Below are 12,250 nucleotides of genomic sequence, written 5' to 3'. Positions count from 1 at the left end.
GAGGAACAAATCCAACATTGGGATGTCCCTCGTTCTTGTAAGTCTACGCTTAAAGGTTCAACCTACTCAGTAACAGCCTTCTTAAGCAAAGAACCAGCAGAGATTCTAACACCGTAAGATGCAGGAATCTTAATGGTTTCGCCAGTACGTGGGTTGCGGCCAGTACGCTCTGCGCGCTTTACGCGCTCAGCGGAGAACAGACCAGTAAGCTTCAATCCTTCGCCAGACTGCAAAGCCTCAACGAACACATCCTGGAATGCGTTGACAGCGGCCTCGGCCTGTGCCTTGGTAAGGTTGGACTTCTGAGCGATCTTCGAAACGAGATCAGACTTGTTGTATGCCATACAAGCATCCTTTGTGTTAGGGGCCTTCTCTTCCAAAGACCACTTTCATTCATAGATATTAGTACATTTTCCCTACAAATGCGCGGTTTTTCAGCGTTTTATTAAGATTTTTTTACGATTTTTTACTTTTTTTAGTGAATAAAGTGTATAAAAACCGCAAAAATGCCTTATATAGGCGTATTTATGCGGTTTTTAACTAAATATATTCTTTTTTGATTTGTTAAATTTACACTAATTTGTTATTAGATTAATCCCTTATTGCTAAGACTTTTCATTGCAAAAGCGCCGATTGGTATTCGTAACCAATAGAACATAAGACGGTAAAGAAGAGTTGCAGATAATGCGATTGTTGGAGGAACACCAACCGAAGTGAATGCAAAAGTCAAAGATGCTTCAACAGCTCCCAATCCGCCAGGTGTTGGAACAGCAGATCCTGCAGTGTTTGCTACTAAGAACAGCAGAACTGTTTCCCAAGGGTTTGCGTAGTATCCAAATGCCAAAAGAGCAACCCAATATCCTAGTCCTGTTGCAAAAACAAGAATCAAACCGCCCAAAGTGCCGTTAAAAAGCTGTTTTGGTTTAGTTACAAGTTCTTTTATCTGTTTGCCATAATCGGAAAGAATAGGAAGATATTTTTTGCGTATAAATTTGCGAATAGGAGTAATTGCCATAAACGCGCATAGGATTATAGTAACAATTCCTATTACTGTAATAAGCATATGCGTAGGAATCATTCCAGATAGAAGGTTTTTACCAGTAAAAATTCCAACGCTAAATATAACAAGAGCGGTTACTAGCGATTGCAAAAGCCATACTGCGCTTGTAATCGCTGTTGCTTGAGATGTTGAACTACCATTTTTCTTTATAAGTTGCATGTTTACAAACGCAGGCCCTACTCCAGCTGGCATAGACACGGCAGTAAAGCCCGAAGCTGCTTGAGATGTAAATAAAACACCAGCATTTGGCTTTGAATCATCCATAAAAGACCCGAGCGTAATAGAAGACCCAACCCAAGCAAGCATGCTGCACGCAAAGCAAGCAAAGACCATCACGCTATCTGCTTTTTTAAGCGCAAAAATAAATTCTTGCGGATGCCATTGAGTAGCAATAGCCGAAATTGCAGCAATAATAAGTATTAAGCTAACAAAGAATCGAATATTAAAGCGTGCTAAGCGTACAGTGTCGTAGTCTTCTTCGTTGTTAAGCGTGCAAACTTTTTTGCTAATCTCATTTTTAAGATCTTCAAAAAGCTTTTTGTTGCAAGAAGAAAGTGACCTTGTAGATGCTGGAACGGCCGCTTTTTGAATAAATGGCAGAATTTGCGCAACCTTATATGCGCCCCAAACGTTTATTGCTGACTCAACAGCAGTTTTTGCATCAATGCAAGACGCGATTATTGTTAAAAGTTGAACTTTATCTAAAGCAATATTAGTTGAATCACTAGCAACATCGCCATTTTGCCAACCTGCAATTAGGGGAGTGCCATCTTCTAGTCGCGCAAGCGATTCTGGTCCTATTCTTCTGTGTGTAATACCTCTAGAGTTTGCAATATCGAGATATTGCATAAGTCTTTGAGCGTCTTTAGATGTAAGTGTGTTTAGATTGCAAGGAACAAGAACATTACTAGTATGAAATACCATTATTGATGATTTTTCTAGGTCTGTTACTCCATACACGTTTGCTGTAGCAAGATGCAAGTTTCTAAGAGCAAGTAGCATAGAAAGATGGTGATGTATTGAGTGTCTTGCAGAACGGTCTCGTCTAACTGGAATGTCAATTAGCTTAACCCATTGCCATAGCTGATTTAGATACCCAGGCAAGTGCACTTGATTGTCTAATACAGATATAACGTATCTTGTTCCGTGAATATCAATCGCATCGTATAGCCTTGAATTTTCAATCAAATCGTCGTCAAGACTAGACTTAAGAACTCCACTATGGTCGGTTGTTAATGTTCTTCTATTAAGCTGAACAAGATGAGTAATGCCAATGCTTTCTAGTGCTTCAACAATATCTTTGCCCCATGCTCCTTTGCTTTGTGTTCCCTTAATAAACCGAATTAGTGTTCCAAAAGAACGTCCAATGCACCAAGATGTTAATGCGCCTGCTAGCGAATGCCAAGAAGTTACGATTAATATTGGAGACGCAATTAGCAGCGCTTGCCAAGAGAGTTTTACGATTTTGTTATCTCTTCTAGGTCCGCTAACAGTTAGAAAAGCAACCAAAACCGCGTACATGTCTGGCAATAATTCTGTGCCATGACTATTAGATATTGAATTAAGAGATGCGAATATCGAAGGATTGTTTAGCGTTGTAAGAATGTAGGAAATATACCATACAAGCGGATACGTTAAAAGCAAAGTTATTGTTGATATTGCTGTATTAATCCATTTTTTCGAATCGATCATTGATACGATTACGCCAGCAACAATTGCGATTGTAAGCGCTTGCTGAAAAAGAGAAGACGGCAGTCCTTTTACAATCCACTCAATAATCTTTCCAGCATTTTTTGCATCGTGCTCTACGCCTGCTGTTGTTCCCGAAAAACACGTTGCAAATAACACTACTGCTGTAGCTACGCCAGCAGATACGATTGAGTAAATCAAGTCTGCCCAATTGCGAACTAGCTTAGGCTCAACGTCGTTAATAACTAAATCATCTTTTACTTGCGATTGCATAGTACACCGTTTATTCATTAATAATTATTAATGTTCAATAACGTATTAAGCATTAATAATTATTGAATAAAATCCACCAACTGTGATGCAATTCCAGTATAAGATTCTGGAGTAAGATTTTTTAGCCTACTTGCAGTTTGAGCATCGAAGTTTCTAGAAGATATAAAATCTTCAACATCTTGTCTAGAAATACTATGACCGCGCATAAGCTCTTTAACTTGCTCGTACGGCTTTTCCATTCCTTCTACACCAGCAATTTCTTGAGCGCGCATAGCAGTTTGGATTGGCTCTCCAAGAACTTCCCAATTGCTATTAAGCTCTTCGCTCATCATTTGCGTGTTTGGATGAATTGACTTTAAGCCGCCAAGAAGATTGTTCAAAGCAAGAAGAGCGTAGCCGAATGCGGATCCAACGTTTCTTTGAGTAGTGGAATCTGTTAAATCGCGCTGCCAGCGGCTTTCGGTAAGCGTTGCACAAAGAGTGTCGAAAAGTGCGCAAGAAATCTCTAGATTTGCTTCCGCGTTTTCGAATCGAATAGGGTTCACTTTGTGAGGCATTGTGGAAGACCCAGTAGCGCCTTTAACAGGAACTTGCACAAAAACGCCGCGAGAAATGTACATCCACACGTCTACAGCAAGATTGTGAAGAATGTGATTAATGTGACTTACAGTGCTATAAAGTTCCGCTTGCCAATCGTGGCTTTCGATTTGCGTTGTAAGAGGATTAAAGCAAAGACCCATTCTGTTTTCTACAAATTCTTTAGAAACGTTAAGCCAATCAACATTAGGGAAAGCAGCAAGATGAGCGCCAAAAGTTCCAGTAGCGCCATTTATTTTTCCAAGATACTCTTGGCAGTTAAGGTGTTTTAGCTGGCGATTTAGCCTGTAAACAAACACAGCAAGTTCTTTGCCTAAAGTTGTAGGAGTGGCAGGCTGGCCGTGAGTTAGCGATAGCATTGGCATATCTCTATACTCTTGAGCTTTTTGAGTCAAGTAATAAACAATAGCTTGCAAATTTGGCCTATACACGTTTTCAACAGCGTTTTTTACGCAACGCGCTATAGAAAGATTGTTTATATCTTCGCTTGTGCAAGCAAAATGAACCAATGTTTTAAGATTGCTAAGCTGGGTTTTATGCCCTAATACTTGTTCTGCTTTGTCTAACTCATCGTCAATATAGTATTCAACAGCTTTAACGTCGTGATGCGTAACAGCTTCGTGAGATGCATGGCGTTTTATGCCTTCTGCTCCAAAGTTTTCTGGTATTGCGCGCAAATAATCGCATTCCTCATCTGTTAAAGGCTTTACGCCATCTACAATCGTCTTAAAATCGTTTACCTTATAACCGTTTGCTAGAAGAATCATCCATTCAACTTCTACACGTATGCGCTCGCGGTTTAATGCTGGTTCGCTTAAATATTCTACAAGGCTTGCAGTTTGGTTGTGGTATCTTCCATCTAGAGGAGTCAAAGCAATAGCAGGGCAAATATCAGTAAGCTTCATACTCTAAAGGTTACAGCATGGCATGAAACTACTAAGTTTTGAGCGTTGCTATTTTACTTTGCATTAGTGTTGCATAACACCTTGCCACAATGTTGTTTCTTCTAATTTTCCGCTTAATATCTTATTAAAATGTGATTCTTGAGTTCTAATTTCTTTAGACGCAAGTTGGTGAGCATCCGCATATGCTGCTTGATGATAGTTCAAATCGTGTGTGAGTGTTCCTTCTTCTGGCACATTTTTTACTAATATCCCGTCTTTTTCAAAGATATTTTTTGTGTTGCGATTTGTGTTGCCAATCTTATTACGATTTTGTTTAGAGACATTTTCCTCATCTTCTTCTTTTCTTTTAATTCGATTAGCGCTTTTACTTGCCACTGCTTTACTTGCAACTGCGTGAATCGTAACCCAATTATTTCTGCTCGGATTACTTGCTCCGTCTAATGTTGGAACAAGTTCATCTTCCATTTCTATGCTCGTAACCCAAGTTTTGCTTGGAATCGCGTGGTTTGCTATTGGAGACCCAGCAGTTACAACGTGTTTTATGTTGTATTGTTTTGAATAGTCGCTAGCTATTCCTGCAGCTACAATTCCGCCTTGAGAATGTCCAACAAGAACAACGCTATCGTTTGGTTTAATGCCGCTTTTCTTCATTGCTTCTACAACCATTCTTGTGCTGTCTGCGTTCATTCTTACGCTTCTAGAACTGCTCATAACCTCTGCATTTTGAGGCCATCCAAAAGGAGATTTTGGCTTACCGTCTGTTCCAGGTATTGTAACAAGCCAAGACGTGCTACCGTCTTTTTGCCTAAAACGTTGAATTGCGATTGTTGCAGCATCTGGATTCGTTTTTGGCGGGTGCACAGAAAGATTGCCACTAGAAAGGTTGTTAAGATTTTCAAGCGCTTGACCAATATTATTTCCTTTATAGAGAAATATTTTAGATTGAGCGTTTTTAGGCAAAACTAATTTTGTTACTTTAAGATTGTTCCCTTGGTTCGCATCGTTGATTTTTGAGCTAAACATGCTTAATGCGCTTGCAAAAGTAGAAACTGGTGCTTTTGAATGTTTTACATCGTTCTCTTCTTGAATGCTAGAAAAAAGACGGATAGGGATTCCAGTTACGGGGTTTATTAGAAAATGTTTAGAAAAGCCTCTAATAAATCCTTGCTGAATAGGAGATGTTGCGTGGCTCCACTTAGAAAAGTTTTTCATGCCACTTTTCTGAGTCATGTCTAAAATCGCGCTGAATCCTACGCTTGCAAAGAATGGTACTGCAGTAATAGGGAAGATGGTAGTTCCAATCGAAACAAGGTTATCTAAGGTTTCTCTATTTTTGTATTCTGCTTGAGAATATAAGTTATTTGCTCTGACTATTAGAGTTGCTAATTCACTAAGATTGTTAGACATTGATTCGCATTGGCTTGACTTTATTCTGCATTCGTTAGAATCAGGCAAGTTTTGCAAAGTAGATTGGTAAAAATCTTTGTTAAAACAGTTGTTTTGGTTTTGTACAAGAGCTGCTTTTTGGCTTTCGATTTGCATTGCGGTTTGCATCCAACAAGCACTTAGCGAATGAAAATCGTTTGATAGTTCGCTAAGTCGTGCAGCTTTTGTTCTATACGCGTTAGAATCAGCAACGCTAAGAGGTTCGCCGCCAGTTATTGTGGATTTTACTCTCCAAGGCATTATTTACCCCCAAAGTTTAGCATCGATCTAAAAGTAGAATTAGCGTTAATAAAATCACAGTCAACAAAACTAGTGTTAACGCAGCTTATTTGGCATGCTTGTCTAGCAGTTTTAGCCATCTCTTCGTTAAACGCGTTTGCGGCTCTTCCGTGCCAGTCTTTAAGAGTGTTGGAGTGTGCTTCGCTAAGCACGCTGTTAGAGCATTGTTCTGTTCTTTCTAACAGCCATTGGTAGTTGTTAAATATGTGCATACAAACATTACACACAATGTTTTTCAAATAGTCACGAAAATTCTTGCAATGTGGTTAAAGGCTATAAGCCTTGAAATATAAGGCTTTTGTGTTTTTGATTTATTTTTTATTTTGATTTTATTTTTATCGCAATCTACCAAGGCTTATTACTGGAATCTTCTTTTTTAGAAGACTTAGTTTTTTCATTCTTGTTTGATTCGTCTTTAGTGGAATCATCGCTATTTTGATCTGATTGATTTTGCGAATTTTGGCTAGAATCGCTTTGATTATTTTGCTTTAGCAAGTCTTGAATCTTACTTTTTTGAGAATTGCTTAAGCTTGATTTATTAGATTTTTCTTGCGCTTTGTTAAGCATATTTTTGCGATTATTTTGGCTTGTTTGCGCATTAGAATCCGTATCTTTTTTATCTTGGTTAAGCTGGTTTTGCAAGCTTTTAGTAAGCTCTTTAGATATTATTGCGTTATGATTAATGCTCTTTAATAAGTGTGGCATTAAAATTGTGTAAGGCGATTTTGCTTCGTTAAATTGGTCATCAACTTGCTTTTGAGAAACAACCAACGTTTCTTTATCTGCATCAACCTTCTTCGATGCTTTTATGTTGTTTATAAGACTTTTTGTAGCAGCATTATACGTTGATTCTGCTTTAAGATTAGTTGCAATTAAATAGATTGAGACCATGCATAGAAATATAACAATAGAAGATATTGCAATAATAGAAAATCTTAGGAATGACTTAGGTGTGATTTTGCTAATCATATAAGCTTCCTCGATTTTGTAATCCAGCATGCCAATTCCCAAAGAATTAATACACTTGCAAGAATAGCAAACGGCCAAACGATTGGCTCTGGCCTAAGTCTTGGCTTAACAGTGTTGTTTTGCCTCCATTGCTTAGAAAGAATCTGCTTTGCTTCTATGCCAATAGAATGATCTTTACTGGAATCAACATATTTTCCACTAAGCTCGTCTGCAATATTCTTAAGATTTTTTGAATCCATTTTAGAAATTCCAGGCTTTTTTGTAGAAGGGTCAATAACCCATTTTTCAGACTGTTTTATAGAAGAATCAGTTACGTTAATATCGTCTAAATCATCCAACTTAGTGCTTTTATTTGGTATTTTTCCGCCATTTTTAGAGCCAACACCAATTACGTAAGCATGATTTATGTAGCCGCGCAAAGATGAGAATGTTCTGCGCTTTCTGCTAGTGGTTTCTTCGCCATCGCTAATCAAATACAAAACAGTAACATCTTGCGGATGAGCGTCGTGAATCGCTTTAGTGGCAAGAAGAGTTTTATCTAAAGGCGCGTCTAAGCTCGTTCCATTTGAAACTCCAATAGGCTCTGTGTTAATAGTGTTAACCCAATTTTCAATGGCATTTGCGTCTGGAGTTAGAGGAACGTCAACACTAGAAGATGCTCCAAATCTGATTGCGCTAAAGCTTGCGTTTGCGTAATTATTCGTTACTTGCTTTATTATTTGCTTTGCGCTGTTAAACCTAGTAGTGAGATTGTTGTTTAAGTCTTTAGAATCATTAACGTTCATAGAACCAGTAACATCTAAAACAAATATTACGTTTGTAGCGTTAAGAGAGCGTTGAAAAGTGCTTTTCATAATGCATGGGCATAATGCGCAAATCGCAAGCAAAACGCATATTAAAACTCTGCGAACACGCATATAAACAGTTTCATCTGTGCTATAAGAGTTGCGTTTTAGAGGGAAAATCTCGAATAGTGCTAAAACAGCAAGAATTGCAATTAAGATTAACGAAATCCAACTAAAATATATTCTCATCGTTTTATCCTTCTTGCAAAAATAAGCCAAAGAGACACAAAAATAACCGCCAAAATTGTTGCAATACTAGGGTCATCGCTTAAAGCTGATTGAGATGAATCATTTGGAATACTTGTATGCTGTTGCTCGATTTTACGAACCAAAGCCATTACAGAATCAGCGTTATGTTGCGTTAAGAAAATGCCTCCGTTTTGAGTAATTAGATCACGCATTTGCCTAGTGGTTGCCTCGTTTTCGCTTTGAGCAGACCCAGAATACAATCCGTCAACTTGAATATTCGCTTGTTTTGTTAAATCCAAAGCTGCTTTAAGCGAATAAGACGGCTTTCCAGAAACAACATTGTCTGTTGCTAAAACAATAGAAGCACTACGATTAAGGCGATTATGAGGCTTTTTAGAATTGTTAGAAGAGCCGTAAACAACTCCAGGAATCATTGCAGCACAACTAACAAGACCATCTCCGATTAAAGACGTTGCTTCTTTTCGATTTTGAGTTCCATCAAGCCATGTAGAAATTTGCTGATACTGCTTTTGTTGCATATTGTCGATTTTGTCTTGAGTTTGAACTCCATCCAAGAGTTTAGAAGCGTATTGCAATTGCTTTTTAACAAGCGAATAATCGTCTGTTAGTGGAAAAACAGTTCTAGACGTTGAGTTAAAAATACTCAAGCCAATGCGCTCGCCTTGAAAATGCTCAACAAATTTTAAGTAAGCGTTAATAACTTCTAAATCGTAGGGAAGAGTGGAGCCAGAAACGTCTAAACAAAGCACAATATCTCTAGAACTCGATTGCTCGTTTGCGTCTAAAACTCTAGAAGGCCTAGAGCTTAGAATTAGCGTGCATAAAAGAGCAAGAGAAAGCATTAACGCGCATATTCTTCGCAAAATATTCCATAATCGCCATCTTCTTGAGCATATGCTTCCTTTAAGGTCTTCGTCTAAAGAAAAAGACGTTAAAAAGCTTGTTTCTAATATTTTGGAAGATTTAATTTTGTAGTTTTTAGAATTACGTTTTTTAATCTCACTTATTGCAAACGCTAATATTGCAACGATTACGCTTATTAAAACGCCAAAAACAAAGATTAGCGGCCATTTTAATCGCATTGAAAATAGTGTTGAAGCAAATATTTTGCTCATTTCTAAATTAGGTATTGCCAAATTATGCATTGCAAAATTATGTATTGCAAAAGTGCATGTGCTTAAAGTGGAGAATGTCATCTTTTATTCTCCTTTGGCTTATTTTCCTTTGTTTTCCAACTTTCAAGAAGAACAAGAACCCACCTTGCGCCTTGATCAACATCCGTATTTTTAGCTTGATTATTATACTTAGTATCTGCAAATTCAGGAGGGTATAGTGCTGCAATCGTTTGACGCAATAAGTCTGCTCCATGCGTGTTCTTCCAAGAGTTTCTAAACGAACTTATGTCTGAAAGAGTATGTGATTTAATGTTTTCGCCGCTTATTATCGAAACATATTGTCTTGCAATTTGAGCTAATTTTGCAAAAGCTTGATCTTTTTTAATCTTTTTTTGATTATAGTCGCTAACAACTTGCTCGATTTTTTTACGCCATTCTTGCTTATTTGCATTTAGAGTATGCGCAGCATTCTTTATATCTTTTCTAGTATTAACTTTAGGATTGATTTTGCATATAGCAAAGTAGAGCGTTGCGCTTGCTAAAAGTGCCACTATTATGCTTAAGCCAATAAAAGCAAGTAGCATTGTTTCGTCGTTTAGAACCTTTTGAACATTAAGAATACTCACTGCAAACCAACCCAAACTAATCCAAAAGTAAATCTTGATTTTTCTTAACATTAAAAACGCTATTTTGCAAAGTTGCGTTGCAAATAAATTTAGCTAAAGAATGAAATATTTGGTTGCTGGAAGACCCTCGTATAAGGCAAGCTTTAGAAGTATTTAAGCACTCGTGCAAAGCGTCGTTTACAAATGTTCTATGTGCTTTTACTTCTTTAGCGCATGAATCATCTATTAAAAACGCTGGTATTTTGCGCATAGTTGTTCCATCAACTATTGGAATATTTTTAGACGCGCTAAATGGGTTTACAGGATTTATTGTTACAACTATTAAAGAATGTAAACTTGCGATTTTTTGTAAATCATTAAAATGTTTTTGCAAAATAGCGTATTCGTCCGTAATTATTACGATTAAACTATGTTTTTGCGTAATCGAATTAGCAAAATCAATAATTGCATTTGTGTTTCTAGTCTTTTTGCGTGCATTGCATAGTGAAATATCTAAGCTACGTTCAAAATCAGGAAGATTCCTGCAAGATGGGATTCTTAAAATATTATCTCCATCAAATAAAGCGCAATTAAGCGAATCGTTGCGTTTTAAGCTTAAAGACGCAAAAAAGCATGCTGTGTTAGAAGCAGTCTCATATAAGTACTCATTGCTTTTAGATGCGCAAGAAGCATTCATATTTACGCTAGAATCCACAAGAATCCAAGTTTTAGAAGAAGATTCGCGCTGCCTGGAAGAAACCATCGGCTCGCCAACTCTTGCGCTGGCTTTCCAATTAATCATTCTGGCTTCGTCTCCAGGCTGCCACGCGTGAACGTCTACTAAGTCGCCATTGCCAAATTTTTGACTAGAAGGATGTTCTCCTTCGAAAATGCTTAAAGATTTTTTTGCAAGTGGTAAATTTAGGCGATTGTCCAACACTTCGATTTTTCTTCTAACTTTTTTAGACGAATCGGAGCATAGCAAACTTCTTTTAGCATTATTAGCAAAAAAAGTTGGATGAGAATAAGCGTTAAGCAGTTTTGCAAAAATCATGGTGCAGGAACCGTCTTCACTATTGCATCAATAACTTGATCGCTAGTAATCGAATCCGCTAAAGCTTCAAAAGTCAAAAGAATTCTGTGTCTAAGAACTTCGTGAGCAAACTTTTTAACATCTTCTGGAATAACGTAATCTCTTCCAGAAAGCAAAGCTTGAGCTTGACCAATGCGGATCAAAGCAATAGAAGCTCTAGGGCTTGCTCCCATTCTAACTAGCGAAGAAATAGTTTTAAGAGGATGACTTCCTTGGCCTCTAGAAGTTGCAACAATATCTACAGCATAGTTCATAACAGCTTCCGAAACATGCACTCGCTTAGCAGCTGCGCGCAAAAAAGTAACATCTTGCAAACTTATTTTTTGACTATTAAGCGTTTGAGGATTAAAAACGTCACTTCCTCTGTTTGTTAGAAGCTCTAGCATACTTACTTCTTCGCTAGGCGAAGGATAAGTCATAACTGCTTTAAGCATAAAACGATCCATTTGAGCTTCTGGAAGATTAAAAGTGCCTTCTTCTTCAATAGGATTTTGCGTAGCAATAACCATAAAAGGCTGAGGCAGATTAATGCGTTCCCCGCCTATTGTTGTTGCGCCTTCGGCCATTGCTTCTAGCATAGCGGATTGTGTTTTTGCGTTAGAACGATTGATTTCGTCTAAAAGAATCACGTTTGCGTGAATAGGGCCGATTTGTGTGGTAAATCTTTGAGAAGCAAAGTCAAAAACTTGTGTTCCAACTAAGTCTGCTGGCATTAAATCAGGAGTGCATTGAATTCGCTTAAAACTTCCAGACATAGCTGTTGCAAGAGTCTGCGCAGCAGTTGTTTTTGCAAGTCCTGGAACTGATTCAATAAGAATGTGGCCCCCAGCAATAAGCGTCAAAATAAGTGATTCTCTAAGTGAATCTTGGCCTACAAGCGTTTGCGTGAATCTGGAGCGAAGAATGGCAGCTATTTGCTGTGCTTTTTTAATGCTTTCGTTAGACACGCCTGCAGATATTGGCTGATTTACTTCGTCTATTGTGCTAGAAGCAACACCATTAGAAGCAGGTATGCGCGGTTGAGGTGGAAGAGAGAAAACACCAGTATTTTCGCTATTATTTTGACTATTTGGTTGTGGAGGGAATAATGCCATGCGTTTTATTTTAACCGATATGCGCTACCTTAGATGTTTTTAGTTTCTATTTTTGGCAAGTCTTTACTCG

At 37.9% G+C, this 12,250-nt stretch carries 11 protein-coding genes; all 11 read right to left on the bottom strand.

Features of this window, described 5'->3' with window-relative positions; translation table 11 throughout:
* Positions 1–62: 62 nt before the first annotated feature.
* On the bottom strand, positions 63–344 hold the full coding sequence (locus tag NYP55_RS00660) for an HU family DNA-binding protein (RefSeq protein WP_004112617.1): 282 nt from the start codon (positions 342–344) through the stop codon (positions 63–65).
* A gap of 242 nt (positions 345–586) precedes the next feature.
* Positions 587–3,022, bottom strand: a complete 2,436-nt coding sequence (locus NYP55_RS00655; protein ID WP_472781513.1) for a lysylphosphatidylglycerol synthase transmembrane domain-containing protein — start codon at positions 3,020–3,022, stop codon at positions 587–589.
* A 59-nt stretch (positions 3,023–3,081) separates the two neighbouring features.
* Positions 3,082–4,524 (bottom strand): adenylosuccinate lyase, encoded by a 1,443-nt coding sequence (gene purB, locus NYP55_RS00650; protein ID WP_472781415.1) that lies wholly within the window; start codon positions 4,522–4,524, stop codon positions 3,082–3,084.
* 63 nt (positions 4,525–4,587) lie between these two features.
* Entirely contained in the window at positions 4,588–6,210 is a 1,623-nt protein-coding gene (locus NYP55_RS00645; RefSeq protein ID WP_472781414.1) for an esterase/lipase family protein, read from the bottom strand.
* Positions 6,210–6,461, bottom strand: a complete 252-nt coding sequence (locus tag NYP55_RS00640) for a hypothetical protein (RefSeq protein ID WP_472781413.1) — start codon at positions 6,459–6,461, stop codon at positions 6,210–6,212. Before NYP55_RS00640 ends, NYP55_RS00645 begins: the two co-directional genes overlap by 1 nt.
* A gap of 133 nt (positions 6,462–6,594) precedes the next feature.
* Complete coding sequence (locus tag NYP55_RS00635) at positions 6,595–7,218, bottom strand: DUF6466 family protein (protein WP_032839489.1); 624 nt, start codon at positions 7,216–7,218, stop codon at positions 6,595–6,597.
* A complete protein-coding gene (locus tag NYP55_RS00630) occupies positions 7,215–8,252 on the bottom strand; it encodes a vWA domain-containing protein (protein WP_472781412.1) in 1,038 nt (345 codons plus the stop codon). The genes NYP55_RS00635 and NYP55_RS00630 overlap by 4 nt, the downstream gene beginning before the upstream one ends.
* Positions 8,249–9,388, bottom strand: coding sequence for a vWA domain-containing protein (locus NYP55_RS00625; RefSeq protein WP_032839502.1), 1,140 nt, complete (start codon positions 9,386–9,388; stop codon positions 8,249–8,251). The genes NYP55_RS00630 and NYP55_RS00625 overlap by 4 nt, the downstream gene beginning before the upstream one ends.
* 77 nt (positions 9,389–9,465) lie before the next feature.
* Positions 9,466–10,014 carry a hypothetical protein gene (locus NYP55_RS00620; protein WP_472781411.1) on the bottom strand — a complete coding sequence of 183 codons (549 nt, stop codon included), beginning with the start codon at positions 10,012–10,014 and terminating at the stop codon, positions 9,466–9,468.
* Between the two features lie 16 nt (positions 10,015–10,030).
* On the bottom strand, positions 10,031–11,047 hold the full coding sequence (locus NYP55_RS00615; protein WP_472781410.1) for a DUF58 domain-containing protein: 1,017 nt from the start codon (positions 11,045–11,047) through the stop codon (positions 10,031–10,033).
* On the bottom strand, positions 11,044–12,180 hold the full coding sequence (locus tag NYP55_RS00610) for an AAA family ATPase (RefSeq protein WP_180946727.1): 1,137 nt from the start codon (positions 12,178–12,180) through the stop codon (positions 11,044–11,046). Before NYP55_RS00610 ends, NYP55_RS00615 begins: the two co-directional genes overlap by 4 nt.
* Positions 12,181–12,250 lie beyond the last annotated feature (70 nt).

It is taken from the genome of Gardnerella sp. c10Ua_31 (assembly GCF_055700915.1).
This window is presented reverse-complemented; position numbering and strand designations above follow the sequence as displayed.

Bases quoted from the DNA above. Each gene is read 5' to 3' on its own strand.
- NYP55_RS00625 (WP_032839502.1), bottom strand. From the start codon at position 9,388: ATGAGCAAAATATTTGCTTCAACACTATTTTCAATGCGATTAAAATGG.
- NYP55_RS00615 (WP_472781410.1), bottom strand. From the start codon at position 11,047: ATGATTTTTGCAAAACTGCTTAACGCTTATTCTCATCCAACTTTTTTT.
- NYP55_RS00635 (WP_032839489.1), bottom strand. From the start codon at position 7,218: ATGATTAGCAAAATCACACCTAAGTCATTCCTAAGATTTTCTATTATT.
- NYP55_RS00655 (WP_472781513.1), bottom strand. From the start codon at position 3,022: ATGCAATCGCAAGTAAAAGATGATTTAGTTATTAACGACGTTGAGCCT.
- NYP55_RS00640 (WP_472781413.1), bottom strand. From the start codon at position 6,461: ATGCACATATTTAACAACTACCAATGGCTGTTAGAAAGAACAGAACAA.
- NYP55_RS00660 (WP_004112617.1), bottom strand. From the start codon at position 344: ATGGCATACAACAAGTCTGATCTCGTTTCGAAGATCGCTCAGAAGTCC.
- NYP55_RS00610 (WP_180946727.1), bottom strand. From the start codon at position 12,180: ATGGCATTATTCCCTCCACAACCAAATAGTCAAAATAATAGCGAAAAT.
- NYP55_RS00645 (WP_472781414.1), bottom strand. From the start codon at position 6,210: ATGCCTTGGAGAGTAAAATCCACAATAACTGGCGGCGAACCTCTTAGC.
- NYP55_RS00630 (WP_472781412.1), bottom strand. From the start codon at position 8,252: ATGAGAATATATTTTAGTTGGATTTCGTTAATCTTAATTGCAATTCTT.
- purB (WP_472781415.1), bottom strand. From the start codon at position 4,524: ATGAAGCTTACTGATATTTGCCCTGCTATTGCTTTGACTCCTCTAGAT.